The following is a 15,871-nucleotide window of genomic DNA, read 5'->3' on the forward strand; positions in this document are numbered from 1 at the left end:
ATGTTACCGAGGCGCTCGTTTTTGTTCAAACTCCAAATTATTCAGTTTACAGGAATTCTAACGGGCAGAATAACGTGATGTAGGTGTGTACTTTAAATGAGAAGAGTAATAGAGGTGGATTAAAGATAGGACTTTATTTTCCAGTCCAAGACTGCCGCTGGTTTTATAAGGCGCCATTCTAAAACCCTATTTGCCTCGGACATTACCTCCTCAATATCAGCAGGGTCCACGATTTTTGGGAATTTTCATCGTATGACTAGTTTAACCTCTAATTGAACTATCTTAATCCCAGGATGAAATCTCTCCAAAATGCTGTGAAATAACAGCATTTTATAAACTAGAACTAAGGACAGCTTACCAAAAAGGACTAAAATTACTACTTTGTTCTATAATTTCAACATATGAAAAATTCACAATAGAAAAATCAAAACCTATTCCTCTCCCTAGCTACAATTCACTAATTCAATAAGTTCTACGCCCCCACAAACAAAACCCATGAAAAAGGATACCCAACACCAACCTCTATGTTTACACAAGCTTTTTTTCTATTTTTATTGCTAGTTCCATAGCTTGTAGGGCATGGTCTAACTCGATTATGGATGAAGTACCCTCCTCTAAGCATTGGATAGCATGCGTAATACTCTTTTCAAAAGGATTAGCTTGTTCTATCAATAGTTGCTGTTTACCTGCAGAGGTATATTCAATTAATGATCCTTCAACCTTTCCGTTCATGTCGTCACTTTCTTGATAGACAAGCTTTCCTTGTTCAAAATAAGCTTCATACCCTACGGAAAAAGGATAACCAGCTGGCATTTGTGAGGATACAACGATTTCTGCGGAGACATTCGTTTTCTGAAAATGGGTACGTACTAACGCTTGTTCATTTCGTCCACCATCGGTTCCCCACACAGAGTATTCTTCTAAAGATCCAAGCAGCCAGGTAACAAAATCAAGTTCGTGAATCATCAGATTTGTGGAGATAGAATGAAGTCCGAGATCACCCCACAGAGGTGCCGTTTCTCTTTTTAAGGTGAAGGCTAAGAGCTTTCCATATTTCTCTTGATGAGTGGTTTCGTATAAATATTTGTACGCAGGATCAAATTTAATAAATTGGTTCACGAGGATTCGTCTGCCATACTGTTGTTCTGCTTCCTTCATCGCAAGGGCATCTTCATTGTTAAAGCATACAGGTGTTTCACAGAATACATGTTTTCCATGCTTAAGCGCCTCAACGGCAAACTGTCTATGTAAAGTTACGGGCAGACAGATATCGATCACATCAATTGTGGTATCAAGCATGATATCCTCTATATTTGTGGTAATCTCAACGCCTAACGCTTGTTTTAAATTTTGCAGCTTAGCTTCATTTCTACCATAAACAATAACTTTGTCTACACGCTCATTTTTCGTCAATAATTCTGCATGATAAGCTCCGAACCCTGTTCCTAAAACGGCAATTTTCATATGTTTCAGCTCCCTTTATGTAATGAACTAATCATAACCTCTTATTGTTGACAACATCATGGCAAGAATTTTGAAGTATACTTGATAAAAAAGAAAAGCTCGGAGGTTCCCATGCGCTTGCATCGTTTGATTGCTATTTTATTATTAGTGGAGTCGAGAGGGAAAATGAAGGCCAATGAACTAGCTCAAGCCTTGGAGACTTCTGTACGTTCAATCTATAGAGATATTGATGTACTAGCTGAAGCTGGAATTCCTTTGTTGTCTATGTCGGGGCCGAATGGTGGTATCTCTTTAATGGAGGGATATACAGTTAACCTGAAGCAGTTACATGGTGAAGATGTAATCAATCTATATTTAACAGGTATGGGCATCTATTCTGGGGGACATTCTGAATCTGGTCTTAAGCTGAAGACGACGCTGTTGAAATTAGAAAAAACATTGCCCGCATCCTATCAACCTGACATTCAGAAAGCGCGAAAGCGCTTTTATTTCGATGACACACCATGGTGGACAGAACGAATAGAAATCCCCTGTCTGGAATCTATCCGGACAGCCGTTTGGCGATCTCAGAAACTACAGGTTAAGTACCAAAAGGTTAACGGAGAAGTATCGTGCAGGAAATTACAGCCCTATGGTCTTGTGGTGAAAAAAGAGGAATGGTATCTTATAGCCTACTGTGAAGAAGCTAATCAAATCCGAACGTTTAAATGTGAGCGAATTGTCTCTACGCAGCTTGTGGAAGAAGAGTACTCTATACCTATGGATTTTTCATTAGAAGAACACTGGAAGCAGCAGGGACAGGTTTTTAAGCAAGCGTGTAAAGAAGAAGAGGTCTATCCTGTTGTGATCAGAGCTGATAAGAGAACAATGTCTTCTTTATCTCAGCTAGAGATCATGGAAATGAGAGAAGAAGGGGATGCATTCATTTTAAAGGTGAATATGTTTGGTTATGAAAGTGCATGTGCTAATGTCTGGTGCATAATAGGTCATTCCGAAATCATGGAGCCCTTAGAGCTAAGGCAATATGTAAAAGGCCAGCTGAGTTTTCTTCAGGGAATATATGATTAACCGTTTTTTCTATGTAAAAGAGACCGTAGCTATTGCATATTCTGCAAAGATACGGTCCCTCTTTTCTGATAAAAGAATTAATTCACATAATTGGTTTACATAATAATGATTATGTTAACCGAGATGAGGATGATCCAATAAACAACGTATTGAATTGGAAAATCATCCTTTTATTGCTCTATTTTTAATACCAAGTGTTAATTTCTCTCTGGCAACAAGTCTTTTGTGCGCTACGAGAAGAAAAGGAAGACCAAAAGCTGTTGTTAAAGCCAACGGCACAAAGATCGCAAGGCCATTCTGAGCGCCATAATGGTCTAACAACACCCCACCGAAGATAGGTGCCATAACACTCCCTAAATTATTAAAGCCAATCGTACCAAAGTACGTCCCTTTCATTTCAGGTTTGGCAATCCGATCGATTAACATATCCATCATCGTAAAGAGTAAGACTTCCCCTATAGTGAACAGAACTACACTGATCATTAGTAGAGCCACACCACCAGCAAGCCCCACTAAGAGAAGACTAAGTGCAACGCAGATATTCCCAAGTATTAAAGGGACAATCGGTGGAAATTTACTTGCCGTACGTACAATGGGATACTGCACTACTAACACGGTTATAGCATTCAGTGAAAGCATATAGGAGAACAATTGCCCCCCATTGGTGAAATGCGTGTTCATCGCTAAATATTGAGCCATTGTTGAGCCGAAGTGACCGTATCCTAACACACAAAAGATTGTACCCAGCAATACTGGCAGGAACACACGGTCTTTTCCTGTGATCGTCAAAGCTTCGAGTAAACGTGGTGCTTGAGCTTGTGTACGGGCGGGCATGCTTGAACGATGTGCCTTAAATTGCATGAATAATACAATTCCGTATGCAACATATACGATTCCGGCGATTAGAAAAGGAAAAGTTGATTCCGCAGAGCCGAGCTGTAGCCCAATGATCGGACCAAATACTACACCAAGATTAATTGCTGCATATCTAAGATTAAAGACAAGCAGCTTGCTCTCGGGTGGCGTAATATCGGACAAAAGTGCCCGTGAAGTAGGCTCGAATACTGATCGACATAAGCCATTTAGGGTGTTTACCAAGAAAAATACCCATAGATGCTGAGCCACTGAGAAACCGAAGAAGACGGCTGCCCAGCCAAATACCGAGATTAACATCACGATTTTGCGGCCAACAATATCAGAAATATAACCGCCATAGAAACTAGCCAATACGCCTGCCAGCGAGCTAACCGCGACCGTAATCCCTGTTTGTGTCGGGGAAGCTCCGAGAACTTGGGTCAGATAAATGGATAAGAATGGGATGCTCATCGAGGTCACCAGACGTCCGAACATAGTGCCGATGATAATTGTCCAGGCTAGAGGGTGAATGTGCCTTAGATGCTGTTTCATAATGATTACGATCTCCTAGTCTTATTGCTCTAATATTGTTGCTGCATATTCATTGTTGATTTATGTATAATTATAATGATAAAAGGGGGAAGGAAAAGTGTAAGAAATACATTGACCGTTTCACCTTTAAAGGAGTGAACCATTTGGACCAGATAAGTAATCATTTTTTATGTTTAGCAGCAAGCGTTACTAGTTCGTTCAAAGTGAATGAACCTGTTCCTGTGACGATAGATTTATTGGCTTCGATCCTAATTTGCACTCCACGCAATGTTAAATTCGTTCTGCGGAAACTGGAAGAGCAGGAATATATTCTATGGCAGCCGGGGAGAGGCAGGGGGCATATCTCTCAACTTACTTTTTTAAAAAGTATTGATGAGGTGTTCGAGGATAGCTTTCAGGAGTTAGTCAGTAAAGGCAAGATAAAAGAAGCTATCGAATTGATGAGCAGCGATCAGGTGACCGGACCCTTAAAGGAACGATTGTTAACGATGTTAAATAAACAGATGGGTTTTCGTAGTGAAGCAGAGTCAACCTCAGGGCTGGACGTCCTGCGGATTACCCGTAACCGGCATAAGGAAGTACTGGACCCTGCTTATGTATACACCGCTTTTGAATCCTATTTGCTGGGTCAGATCTATAGCACACTAGTTACTTATGACGCAACGACCGATGCCTTTCTTCCTGGTTTGGCCCATATGTGGGAAGCTAATGAGGAGCATACAAGTTATATTTTTTACCTCCGCAAGGGGGTACGCTTTCATCACGGAAGAATTATGACCTCGAGAGATGTAAAAGAGACGCTACAACGGCTTATTGACTTGAATAGCCCTGCGGTGAACCTTTATAAGGATATCGAACGAGTAGAGGTTGAAGGAGATCATCGAATCCGGTTTGATCTGTCTCGTCCAAATCTCTTTTTTCTGCATCTGTTTAGTTGCATTCACATGTCCATACTCCCATACGATATAGACATCACTAGTGAAGTGATCGGTACAGGTCCTTACCGTTTAATGGATCTGAATGAGGATGTATTGGTGCTCGCAGCTTTTGATTTTTATTTCGGAATTCGGCCGCTCCTGGATCGTGTTGAGATTTGGTATTTGCCAAAAGAGGCTTCTAATGAACGCCAATACCAGCTGCCAGATCCTGAACATGGAGAACTTTTACCTGATATCATCAGCAATCACAGTATAGATTACCCGGCCTTAGGCTGTAGATATATTCTGTTTAATTTTCATAGAGAGGGAATTCATCAGCAGCTATGGTTTCGTCAAGTGATCCGTATCCTTTACAGTCGAACGGCTTTAATAAAAGAGTTGGGTGGCAATCGTATCACTCCAGCAGATAGCTTTTTGCCATGGGAGAGCAGTAAGAGAGAGCTTGTAGATCCAACTTTGGAACATGCACAAGCGCTTTTAGTGGAAAATGGGTATCAGGGAGAAGTCATTACTTTAGCAACTAAGGATAAAAAAGAAGAACGAGAAGAAGCGTTATGGCTCAAAACACGCGCTGCCTCCGTAGGTTTGCAAATTGAGTTATATTTTTTTAATGAATTTAAGGCAGATCATATACAGACAACAGCCGAGATCCAACTTGCTGAAGAGGTGCTGGAAGATGATTGGCAATGGGGAATGATTAACTACTTTAATAATAAATCTAATTATTTATTTTCTTTGCTTAGAGAGGATCAGATTTCATTGTTTTCGAAGGTATTAGGTCCTTTCACAGAATCTCCAAAGGATGAACGGGTGAAGCTGCTGAATCAAGCGGAGGGGATTTTACGAGACAATTATTGGGTGCTGCATGGCTGTCATATGAATAAAAAAGCTCAGCTAAATCAAAGCCTGTTTGGTCTGCACACCGGTTCCTTCGGGTTTTTGGACATCTCCAAGTTATGGATTAAAACTAGGCTTTAAGGTTTTCTTTTGTTATACTTTCCAGGGAGGCTGTATCGATAGAATCGAATGGTGCTCTAGTTGGATCAGATTTATGAATAGTAATTTAATTGTAGCCATGGAGGTGAACTCGTTGGATTTTGCTCAGATCCGTATGGACCGAGACAAAAGAACGGTCGATACTTGACTCTTTTTTTGCCATTCGGACCTGTTTAGCGGATAAGCTAAGCGGTCTTTTTATTTGTTTAAAATAAGGTGAAAAAAGGGGAGACTTACATGCGTTTTCTATTCGTGGGTGCAGGAGCTATTGGTGGTTATTTTGGAGGGCGTCTAGTTCAAAAAGGGGAAGATGTAACTTTTCTAGTCCGTTCTACTAAACAAAAGCAGTTAGAAGATGAGGGTCTGGCAATAAAAAGTGTGCATGGTGACTTTCAGACTCCCGTTCGGACGATTACATACGGGGAGAAGGCAGAGCCTTTTGACTGTATTATTATTGCAGTGAAGGCCTATCATTTGCCTCAGGTGATGATGGATCTAACCCCTTTCGTCGGTGAACATACAATGATTCTCCCGCTCCTCAATGGGTATAAACATTTTGGTATTTTGCAGCAGCATTTTGGAGCAGAAAAGGTACTGGGTGGTCTTTGTTATATCGAAACAACGTTAGATTCGAATGGAGCTATCATACAAAGTAGTTCTTTCCATAGTATTGTGTTTGGTGAATGGGCGGGTGGGGAGTCAGAACGGATGCAGATACTTCTCAGCCATTTGGATAAAGCAGGATTCACTGTGATATTAAGTTCTGATATTCAACGCGAAGTGTGGCAGAAATATATATTCGTAGCTAGTTTAAGCGGGATTACAACTTTAATGGATAGCTCGGTTGGACCTATTTTAGCCTCACCTACAGCTCGTGCTATTTATGAGCAGCTTCTGAATGAGATCGTGAGCATAGCGCAAAGTGCAGGTATGCCTGTTGGACCAGATATGGTGTCGGTCACGATGCAAAAGATGGATTCGGTCCTGCCCGAATTTACCTCCTCTATGCATAGGGATATGCTAAAACATCTGCCAGTGGAAGCTGAGCATCTGCATGGTGCACTTTTGGCGATGGCTGTACCTGGTCAAGTTGCGTATCCCATTCTTGAAACCGTATATGCCCGTTTGAAAGTATACGAAAGCGTTAATGATATGAGATGATCTGTATAAAATGACTGTAAGGAGCTGGACGATTATGAAGGAACTGAATCAAAAGATAATGACTTTTCTAATGTTCGAAGGAAAGGCTGAAGAAGCTATGAATTTCTATACTTCTTTATTTGATCACTCCGAAATCATCAGTATTAAGCGTTATGGAGCGGACGAAGCAGGACCTGAAGGGAGTGTCATGCAGGCTACTTTTTCATTACATGGACAAGTTTTTATGTGTATAGATAGCTATGTGAAGCATGGATTCACCTTTACTCCAGCGGTATCCTTATATGTGAATTGTGAAAGTGAAGCTGAAATTGACCGCGTTTATGAAGCATTATCCCAGGGTGGACAGGTGCTCATGCCACTAGGTGAATATCCATTCAGTTCGAAATTTGGCTGGGTGGCGGATCAATTTGGCGTGTCTTGGCAATTAAATCTTCTGGGGAATGTGTAAACGATTGATGTGTTGCACAGACAGATAATACGCTGTATCACAAGGGGCCGAGGTCGTCTATAAATGACGAACTCGGCCCCTTAGTGTCAGGCAGCGGAAAGGTCTGAGGACTCTTCTGATTTTAATTCACGATTGCAGCCCGCTTATGACTAATGATGAAATTCTCTCGGCGACTTCTTGTTGATTTATAGTATTATTCCCTGTTACCCATTGATAGACACCTTCATGGATCATTTGTGCGATGATCGGTACATAAAAGCTTTTCTCGTTATCTGGGTAGATATCTCCTAAAGCGTTAGATAAGTGAACCTTCAGTTCATTTATAATCTTCTCTTTCAATTGAGGGAAAACCATCTCTATATAACTGCTGCGGCATTGTATGTTCGGTTGCTGATAGAAATCGAATACCGATAATACGAGTTGAATGATGCCTTCTTGATCGAATTTAATTTCTCCTTCAGTATGTTTTACAATAGCAGCGGATGCCGAATCACCCATAATATAATCCAATAATTCATATTTATCATTAAAGTGTGCGTAGAACGTGGCTCGATTAACTTTAGCTCCCTTTGTTATATCGACGATTGTTATTTTCTCAAAATCCTTCAGGGAAACTAACCGTAAAAAGGAGTCAATTAAAGACTGTTTAGTCTGTGTCAGCCGAATATTGTTTACTTTAGTAGCCATTACTTCACTCCTACCCAACAATTTAGCAATCTTGTTGCTATAGCAACATTTGCAGGTTGATTGTTGATTGATACATTAAATTAGTAGCTGTATATTAGCAATTAAAGCAACAGCTGTTACTTTAATATATCATAGAAAAGGAGTTCATCAAAAATGAGAAATATTGTTATCGTTGGTGCAGGGCCCGGATTAGGATTGTCTCTAGCTAAAAAATTCGGAGTTAATGGATTTAGGGTGGCTGTCATTTCACGCAATCCCGAGAAATTATCAATGATCATTAGTGAACTTAAGAAACTTAATATTGAAGCACAATCTTTTGTAGCAGATGTGACAGATTTAGCAGCGCTAAAACAAGTCTTTCAAGCGATAATAAAAGAGTTTGGTTCAATCGATGTACTAGAGTTCAGTCCGTATGCAGGGTGGGATAAATTCACTCATGTGCTGGAAACTACACCTCAAAGTGTGTTGGAACAAATAAACAGTTACTTGCTGCCCGCCGTTCTTTCAGTTAATGAAGTATTACCCGATATGATCCATAGAGGATCAGGAGCCATTCTTTTTACCACTGGTATTTCTGCTATGTTCCCGTTGCCTTTTGTAGGAAATGGCGGCATTGTTATGTCTGGTATACGAAATTATGCTACTGCTTTACACAATCAGTTAATAGATAAAGGAGTATTTGTCGGCCATCTTTCCATAGGGACAATGATACAAGCTGGAACAGCTGGTGATCCTGATGTTATTGCAGAGACTTGGTATAGCTTATATGAAAAGCAAGATAACTTTGAGGAAGTATTCCCTCTAGGATTCGACCCGACCCTTTTTCCAAATTAAAAAACTAAATCTTATTGGATAAGCAAGTCGCCTTAATGGCGGCTTTTTATCTATTAGAAGACTTATCTCTCATCAGAGTGAAGCAGGATTGAAGGGTCAGATGAAAGGATTTAATTACATTGCTGAACAACGGTTGTGCTTTCATTAGTAATCGTGACTTTGGAATGACCTGATAAATATTCGGTATAACCGCACACGGTTTGTTCTTTAGACTGTCCGTTAGAGTTGGTGTATCGAAGATATATAGCACCTTCACCATTTAGACTCAATTTTGGTTTGAATTTTTTCTTTTGTCCTGCTTTTATTGGACTTGTATACGATTTCTTTGAATCCGCACGAATTAATCCTACTTCGATAGAGCTAATATCAACATCAGATTGATTATCTACGATGACTGAGAAGCTTTTAAACGGACTCAGAAGATTTGATATCGTCCCTACGCCAAGAACAACTCCACAAGCAATCAGAAATATCGTAATCCCTATAAAAAATCGTTTTCTCATCTTTTAGTCCCCCTATATAAGTAAGACAGGGTTTACTTAAAAAATGTTACATCAAGGAGAAGTTATTTATAACAATTAATTACCAAATGTAGCGTGGACATGCATGTTATTATAAATATATTCCATATTAATGATTTGAAAAGGGGTTTTGCATTGACTACTATTCGTCATTTTGAACAAGGTGACATGCCATTACTTGGGGAACTTTATAACTCGGTATCTACAAAGGGGAATGTTGTTTTTTGGTGGGTTGGTAATGAGGAAAATTGGGAAAATGTATATTGCGCTTTCGAGGACGGTAAAATGGTGGCCAAAGGCCAAGTGAGCATCATCAATATTGTGCCGCCCGGCCGTTCCAAGGATAGCAGACATTCGATCTACCTGAACTTAAAAACAATACCAGAACGTGAAAGTGATTTTGATTTATTAGAAAAAGTGTATCAGTCACTCTTATTAAGAGCCCTTGAATTAAAAGAAACTTTATCAAAGGATTACAAAACCACTCTTTGTGTAGGGAACGATTCGGCAGAGGTCTTGAATACTCAATTTTTCGAAAAAGTGAAGGGCTTCTCTCATTATAATAGCTTATTTAAGATGAAACATAATTTAAGAGATGGTTTGTCCGAACCCACTCTGGCTGAGGCGTTTGAATTCGCAACCTGGGATATGGAGACGCCTGAAGAAGACGAGCATTATTTGGAATTAGAAGCTGAGATTTGGCCGGAAACTCCGCTAGGGAAAGAACGGTTAGCTGAATTCAAACAAAATCCGCTCTGGACATCACTTGTTGTTCGAGAAGGGGAGAAGGTTGCGGGTAGCTTAATGGTCTGGCAGGAAGAGAAGGGCGGCTATATCGAAAATGTATTTGTACTTGAACCATGGAGAAGATCCGGAATTGCTAAGTACATGCTTTTTCAAGCATTGAGCTATTTTAGAACCCACGGACTGGAAGAGGCATGCCTGATGGTGCTTACGGAAAATGATTCAGCATTACGGCTATATGAATCAGTGGGATTTATTCTAACAAATGAGGAAAGAAGATATCGGATTGAGCTATAAAAGTTATTGGAGTGAAGGATTACCAAGCAAGTGCGATAGCTTTTTTGTCGAGCCTAGGTTCGAGGTTAAGGTCGCACTTTATTTGGTAACCCTTTCTGTGAATCAACTGCTAAATGCTTTCATGCCTTTTGCTTTCCATCACATTTCTTACATACGTTAAGTTTTTCACCTGAAATGCCTTTCCCGAAGTACAACAGCTTAATACGTGTGCTGCCACAGATCGGACATGTTCCTCTAGCCCGGGATGGAATGCGCCAAAGTGCTTTGCCGCGTTTGTTTTTAGACATGATTTGACCCCACCTTTACTCTGGATACTCCATCTTATGACCAAGAGGAACTTAAAGTTCGAAGAGCGAAAAGAATAGAAAATCGGATGAAAAAGGGCCAAAAAACACCTTTAAAAAACAGCGTATAACTTAAATTATACGCTGTTTTGATTTTAAGGCGTTTTTTTAGGGGGAATGGGGCACTTGGACGAGTAAAACAGGTGGATTTTAAAGGGATATTTTATAAATAACGGATGTCGATATCTTTGAATCTTCCCGCTGACATTTTAGCCATTCTGAATTGCAGGGAACCTTGCTTATAAGTGCCTCTGCTCTGATCTGGAATGACGGGAACTGGCAGCTGAATAATCTCGCTATGATCTTTTCCTAAACCTGTTAATTTAATTTGTGTGCGATTGATTTGTGCCCATATACTTTCGGGGTGGATTCCGCTCGGAATACGAATTTTGGTAATCAGGTGATTATGAGTGTCGATATGCTCAAAGCTTAAACTTGAGGTTTCGTTCATAAATGAAGAGGAGGTCGCTGCAGTTGCTTCTCGGATGACTTTTTCGACATACCCGTCAATTTGGTTAGGATCCAACTTCCACTGCTCTTCAAGAGCTTTCAAGGATAACTTTTTCTTAAAAAAAGGATCTTCATTCATCCAATCTAAAGGGTTCGTCTTATTGGGACTCATAGCTCTGCGCCTCCTACGGTTTTTATCCATTGTATGGGCGTTTGACTTATTCAGTGACATCTGGGCGAATATCTACATAGAATAGCTTATCATTCCGAAAGGAGGAGTGGTTTGGTGGTTTCAATCATCGGCAATATTAAAATCAATAGCGTAGGCCCCAGCTCCACAGTCTTAGTAGGAAATACGGCATCCGTTATCCTGAGCAGCAACTCTAAAATTTATGCCGGTGCCAACTCCTTCTCCATAGGTGACTCCATAGGTACGAATATAACGAATAATGCGGCCAGCAGTACAAATACGATGGATTCAGATGTGGTGGATCAAGTATCACCTCCTTAAGGGTGGGGTTTAAATGAACATTACGGTATATCAATGCATATCGATCTATAATCTAAAAATCGGTACTATCTCTAATTCCTCGGTTCTTCAGATTGGTACATCGGGACGAATCAATACTTTGTCTCATAATTATGAGACCTCTGGAGCTCCATCATCGCCTCCAACACCTCCAGCGGAAAAAATGGATTCACCCCTTGTGTCCTTACCGCCAGCGGCGGAACTATATGCACATCTGAATTAGGCTCTTTGTCCCCGCATACAATAAACCATAGGAGGGGGTTGTATGCATCCGTATTACGCTCAGCAGGTTTTTAATACACTAAGATTGCAAGCGGAGAAGATTCAACAGCTAGAGAAGCAGCTTCGAGATTTGCAAGGCGATGTAGACAGCATAAAGAACAATAAATCTGCAAGTATAGGACCTATCAATTATCATTTTGAACAATTAAAAATCGAAAAGCTGGAAGGCACTTTAAATATAGGCATTACACCGAATGAGGGGAACAATCTGGATGAAGCGATGATCAACGGTAAACCTATTGGAGAGCAGGAGGTAGGTACAACTGCCTTATCGGATCAGATTCGCCCACAGATTCTGAAGTATGTGCAAGAAGAGGTTCCCTCGCAATTTTCACGTTTAGAAAAAGAGAAGAATTTAAGCATTGATGAGCAATATATCCAAATGGTGACTCAGGATCTGCTGAATCAGATGGATGGACGGATTAACGAGTATGTAAGCCAACTCCCTGCCACAGAAGAAGGGCGTGGATACACTGATGAGGAATGCGCTTCTATTGTAGAGCAAATCAAACGAGATATCGTTATGGCAGTAGAGCGGCATTTGGAAATAAATATAACCGGAAGGCGGGAGACGAATGAAGATAACGGTGATCAATAGAGATATTAGTGTCAATGCAGTGAAAGTCGTTTCGATCTCGGGTTCATCAGTATTTTTAGTAGGGGATACTCAATCCATTCATTGCTCCTCGGCGTTTGACAGCGTAATAGAATATACTCAGAGCGCTCCAGATCAAGTCAAAAAAGGCAGTTAACCTATGCACACCTCACGCATACAAGATGTCTATATCAACAATCTGTCTGACAGTTCTATTTTTATATGTGGATCTGTAGGCCGGGTTCAATCTAAATTCCTGGGAAGCAAGGAGAATTACCTTTTTAACATAAAGGAGATTAATAATCGCACGAAAGATACTACACTCATAGACATTCCTATCCCTGTATGGACAAACCAAGGGAATGAAGTGGATGAATTTGTGATATTAAAGGATTCCGCGGAATCAACAATTAATATACAATATATCAAAATTCTGTCGATTGGGTCTGGCACGACCTTCCAGATTGGAAACAGCGGGTCAGTTCATCTGGAGAGTCGAACCATTGAGTTTAAACGAGAAGTGGCTGCAAAAGATAAGGAGTAACAACAACTATTTTAATTCTTTTGGCAGAGAAATTGCGAATATATTGTGCTCCGTCTGGATGTAGAGAATACCATTCGCACTGAATAGTTTGCCGTATTGTTGTGCTCCAGTTTTTACTTTGCCAAGCGCTTTTCCTGTTTCTGCATTTATGATAAAGAAATATCCGTTCTCATAGCCGGCGTATAGCCCCTTACCCATAGATTGAACGCTTAACGCAGGACTGTCCGGCCCGTTGAAGCTTATAATGCGATTATCGTTCATTTGAACGGCAGTGATCTGTGCATCCTTTTGGAAAAAAGCCATGTTATTTACTGGACCAGCCACCCAATTTCCGTACTCCTCATAACTTTTGGGTTCACTCGCTGTTTCTTGACCTAAGGTAAAGCGGTATAGTGGATGACCCCCCCATTGGTCTAAACCTCCATCGACTGTATATAGATACGAGCCTTGAAGTGATGTAAAATAATTACCGAGTCTACTGACACCTTCGAGCGGTTTATAGTTCTTTTTGGTCTTCGCTTTTCCAGTTTTAACATCAACATGTACCAAGGTCAACTGATAGCCTTTAAGAGGCTCGTTAGAGGCATCATTTGCAGCATTTACTTGTTCGCGGAGTAATAATTCACCATCCCGGTAAGCAACAAAGCTATAAAATCCCTGAATTCTCCATAACCTCTTGCCTGTAGCCGGATCGAGCCCGAAAAACTGTGTACGCCTATTATCAACAGTACTGGATACTACCAATACCCCGTTATATAGGCCGTCGATACTTCCTACATACATAGGGATGTCTTTATTCTCCCAGATTTTTTTACCAGTAACCGGGTGATAAGCTGCAATTCCACCATGCTCGTTCCGGAAGTACAACACTCCGTTAACTAACTCCGCGAAAGCACCGATTTCAATCGGATCTTTGGCAGCCTTAACCTTCCAAAGCAATTTCCCCGTTTGGGCATTAACTTTTACAAGATAACCCTCATAAGTGATAAAGAAAATCGAGTTATTCGTTATAATCTCAGGATTTGTTCCGTTTTTGTAGGACCATTTAACTTTGCCTGTACTGAGATCGGCGGCCTTTAGTGTCCCGCCTGATGAATAATAGAATAATCCATTTGCAGTAGGGGCCTGTTGGCTATAAATCCCTTGACCATCTGCCTTGTCGTGCCATAAGGGTTTAATTGTGGTGATAGAGTCGACGGTTGTTGAAGAGGAGGCAGGGGTTGTTACTGCTGCTTGAGCACCAGGCAAATATACACCAGCTCCAGATACGAGCAAGGAGGATGCTATAACGGTCTTTAGGATAAACGGTACATATTTCACGATTTTAGCTCCTTATAGATCATTTATAATATATTGACGCAGGGAATGGATATTTGTTTCTCAATTGTAAAAATACACTTGTTAACATAATAAATAATATGTTAACAAGAAAAGACGAATCAGTTTCGCACAAAATTCTTGTGAGAACCAATTCGCCTAGTAAAAGAATATGTCAACAGTTGATTTGTTTAGAAACCTTCACGAAGCCATGTAGTCGCTAACTTGATAGCTCCTTTTTTAGCATGAGTCTCGGCTAAAGGATTCAGCATGACAAAATCATGAATGATGCCTTGGAAGCGGACAGCCGTAACATTCACGCCAGCTTCCCGCAATTTGGCGGCATAAGCTTCACCTTCATCCCGTAGCACATCTGCTTCACCAGTAATAACCAGTGCATCTGGTAAATCCCGTAGCTGCTCTAGGTTAGCCCGAAGAGGAGAGGCAGTGATTTGATTTCGTTCCTCAGGGTCAGTGGTATACTGATCCCAGAACCATTTCATGCCGTCCCGCTGTAAGAAATAACCTTCGGCGAACTCATGATAGGATTCAGTATCAAACGAGGCATCCGTTACCGGATAGAATAGTAGTTGTTTCGCTATCTTCGGTCCACTCCGTTCTTTCGCCATGAGAGTAATAGCAGCTGCCATATTCCCACCGACGCTGTCTCCGGCTATAGAAAGCTTGCTAGTATCTAATCCGTGCTCGCTTCCTTTTTCAGCTGTCCACTGGAGAACTGCGTAGATTTCTTCAATAGCTGTAGGATATTTAGCTTCTGGGGAGAGGCTGTAATTTGGGAAAACAATAGCGGCCTCCGCTCCGACAGCTAGTTCACGGATCAAGCGATCATGGGTATGGGCATTCCCAAACACCCATCCTGCGCCATGAATGTACAGGATAACAGGCAACGATGCTGATGAGGAGCTAGGGGGGCGAACGATTCGTATGGAAACATCACCGTTAGGTCCACCTGGCACCATTAGATCTTCAATATCAACTTCCGGTTTATATATATCACTGGATTGTACGCTATCTACCGTTTCACGACCTTTTTCTGGCCCAAGGTCAGGTAGAAAGGGAGGTTTCGCATTATCATCGGCAAATTTTTGAGCTGCTGGCTCAAGAATGATCTTAGTTTTGTTTGGCATGATTTATCGTCTCCTTTGACTGGTCATAGTCTAGTATACCCTCTTCATTCCATAACCATCTAAGCAGCTGCTGAAACGAATGCCAGTTTACGACTAG

Annotated in this window: 19 protein-coding genes; 11 read left to right on the plus strand and 8 right to left on the minus strand. The window is 40.9% G+C overall.

Annotation, left to right across the window (positions count from 1 at the left end; genetic code table 11):
• Positions 1–528: 528 nt before the first annotated feature.
• Positions 529–1,464 carry a Gfo/Idh/MocA family oxidoreductase gene (locus tag NST45_RS10750; protein ID WP_076099072.1) on the minus strand — a complete coding sequence of 312 codons (936 nt, stop codon included), beginning with the start codon at positions 1,462–1,464 and terminating at the stop codon, positions 529–531.
• Between the two features lie 111 nt (positions 1,465–1,575).
• Here NST45_RS10750 and NST45_RS10755 point away from each other — a divergent pair, with 111 nt between their 5' ends.
• Positions 1,576–2,532, plus strand: a complete 957-nt coding sequence (locus NST45_RS10755) for a WYL domain-containing protein (protein WP_339825569.1) — start codon at positions 1,576–1,578, stop codon at positions 2,530–2,532.
• Positions 2,533–2,694: 162 nt separating this feature from the next.
• Here NST45_RS10755 and NST45_RS10760 read toward each other — a convergent pair whose 3' ends face one another.
• Positions 2,695–3,939, minus strand: a complete 1,245-nt coding sequence (locus NST45_RS10760; protein WP_036687590.1) for an MFS transporter — start codon at positions 3,937–3,939, stop codon at positions 2,695–2,697.
• Positions 3,940–4,082: 143 nt separating this feature from the next.
• Here NST45_RS10760 and NST45_RS10765 point away from each other — a divergent pair, with 143 nt between their 5' ends.
• The 3 genes from NST45_RS10765 (at position 4,083) to NST45_RS10775 (ending at position 7,482) form a co-directional block, all read left to right on the plus strand.
• Positions 4,083–5,855, plus strand: a complete 1,773-nt coding sequence (locus tag NST45_RS10765) for an ABC transporter substrate-binding protein (protein ID WP_339210037.1) — start codon at positions 4,083–4,085, stop codon at positions 5,853–5,855.
• Between the two features lie 255 nt (positions 5,856–6,110).
• On the plus strand, positions 6,111–7,034 hold the full coding sequence (locus NST45_RS10770) for a ketopantoate reductase family protein (protein ID WP_076142203.1): 924 nt from the start codon (positions 6,111–6,113) through the stop codon (positions 7,032–7,034).
• A 34-nt stretch (positions 7,035–7,068) separates the two neighbouring features.
• Complete coding sequence (locus tag NST45_RS10775) at positions 7,069–7,482, plus strand: VOC family protein (protein WP_076142202.1); 414 nt, start codon at positions 7,069–7,071, stop codon at positions 7,480–7,482.
• 126 nt (positions 7,483–7,608) lie between these two features.
• On the opposite strand, the gene NST45_RS10780 is transcribed toward NST45_RS10775, so the two are convergent.
• A complete protein-coding gene (locus NST45_RS10780; protein ID WP_076143430.1) occupies positions 7,609–8,169 on the minus strand; it encodes a TetR/AcrR family transcriptional regulator in 561 nt (186 codons plus the stop codon).
• A gap of 153 nt (positions 8,170–8,322) precedes the next feature.
• On the opposite strand from NST45_RS10780, the gene NST45_RS10785 reads away from it, so the two are divergent.
• The gene (locus tag NST45_RS10785; protein WP_076143432.1) at positions 8,323–9,003 is read left to right on the plus strand and encodes an SDR family NAD(P)-dependent oxidoreductase; all 681 of its coding nucleotides are present in this window, start codon (positions 8,323–8,325) and stop codon (positions 9,001–9,003) included.
• Between the two features lie 110 nt (positions 9,004–9,113).
• Here NST45_RS10785 and NST45_RS10790 read toward each other — a convergent pair whose 3' ends face one another.
• Complete coding sequence (locus NST45_RS10790) at positions 9,114–9,506, minus strand: hypothetical protein (RefSeq protein ID WP_076143434.1); 393 nt, start codon at positions 9,504–9,506, stop codon at positions 9,114–9,116.
• Positions 9,507–9,692: 186 nt separating this feature from the next.
• Between NST45_RS10790 and NST45_RS10795 the strand changes: the two genes are divergently transcribed.
• Positions 9,693–10,565 (plus strand): GNAT family N-acetyltransferase, encoded by an 873-nt coding sequence (locus NST45_RS10795; RefSeq protein ID WP_076143704.1) that lies wholly within the window; start codon positions 9,693–9,695, stop codon positions 10,563–10,565.
• A 119-nt stretch (positions 10,566–10,684) separates the two neighbouring features.
• Here the strand turns inward: NST45_RS10795 and NST45_RS10800 are convergent, their stop codons facing one another.
• Together NST45_RS10800 and NST45_RS10805 are read right to left on the minus strand one after the other, a co-directional pair.
• On the minus strand, positions 10,685–10,852 hold the full coding sequence (locus NST45_RS10800; protein ID WP_169744777.1) for a hypothetical protein: 168 nt from the start codon (positions 10,850–10,852) through the stop codon (positions 10,685–10,687).
• A 220-nt stretch (positions 10,853–11,072) separates the two neighbouring features.
• Positions 11,073–11,531, minus strand: a complete 459-nt coding sequence (locus tag NST45_RS10805) for an Hsp20/alpha crystallin family protein (protein WP_036687578.1) — start codon at positions 11,529–11,531, stop codon at positions 11,073–11,075.
• A 114-nt stretch (positions 11,532–11,645) separates the two neighbouring features.
• Between NST45_RS10805 and NST45_RS10810 the strand changes: the two genes are divergently transcribed.
• The 5 genes from NST45_RS10810 to NST45_RS10830 are packed head-to-tail and all read left to right on the plus strand — an operon-like array spanning position 11,646 to position 13,309.
• Complete coding sequence (locus tag NST45_RS10810) at positions 11,646–11,870, plus strand: spore germination protein (protein WP_036687577.1); 225 nt, start codon at positions 11,646–11,648, stop codon at positions 11,868–11,870.
• A gap of 13 nt (positions 11,871–11,883) precedes the next feature.
• Positions 11,884–12,111, plus strand: coding sequence for a spore germination protein GerPB (locus NST45_RS10815; protein ID WP_036687575.1), 228 nt, complete (start codon positions 11,884–11,886; stop codon positions 12,109–12,111).
• A gap of 42 nt (positions 12,112–12,153) precedes the next feature.
• Positions 12,154–12,768, plus strand: coding sequence for a spore germination protein GerPC (gerPC, locus tag NST45_RS10820; RefSeq protein WP_036687573.1), 615 nt, complete (start codon positions 12,154–12,156; stop codon positions 12,766–12,768).
• Positions 12,746–12,922 carry a spore gernimation protein GerPD gene (locus NST45_RS10825; protein ID WP_111504304.1) on the plus strand — a complete coding sequence of 59 codons (177 nt, stop codon included), beginning with the start codon at positions 12,746–12,748 and terminating at the stop codon, positions 12,920–12,922. The genes gerPC and NST45_RS10825 overlap by 23 nt, the downstream gene beginning before the upstream one ends.
• 3 nt (positions 12,923–12,925) lie before the next feature.
• Positions 12,926–13,309, plus strand: a complete 384-nt coding sequence (locus tag NST45_RS10830) for a hypothetical protein (protein WP_036687572.1) — start codon at positions 12,926–12,928, stop codon at positions 13,307–13,309.
• A gap of 6 nt (positions 13,310–13,315) precedes the next feature.
• Here the strand turns inward: NST45_RS10830 and NST45_RS10835 are convergent, their stop codons facing one another.
• Entirely contained in the window at positions 13,316–14,629 is a 1,314-nt protein-coding gene (locus NST45_RS10835; protein WP_339825576.1) for a PQQ-binding-like beta-propeller repeat protein, read from the minus strand.
• A gap of 188 nt (positions 14,630–14,817) precedes the next feature.
• Entirely contained in the window at positions 14,818–15,774 is a 957-nt protein-coding gene (locus NST45_RS10840) for an alpha/beta hydrolase (RefSeq protein ID WP_339825579.1), read from the minus strand.
• Positions 15,775–15,871 lie beyond the last annotated feature (97 nt).

This window comes from Paenibacillus sp. FSL R7-0163, assembly GCF_037969975.1.
In the GTDB taxonomy this organism is placed as follows: domain Bacteria; phylum Bacillota; class Bacilli; order Paenibacillales; family Paenibacillaceae; genus Paenibacillus_AQ; species Paenibacillus_AQ odorifer.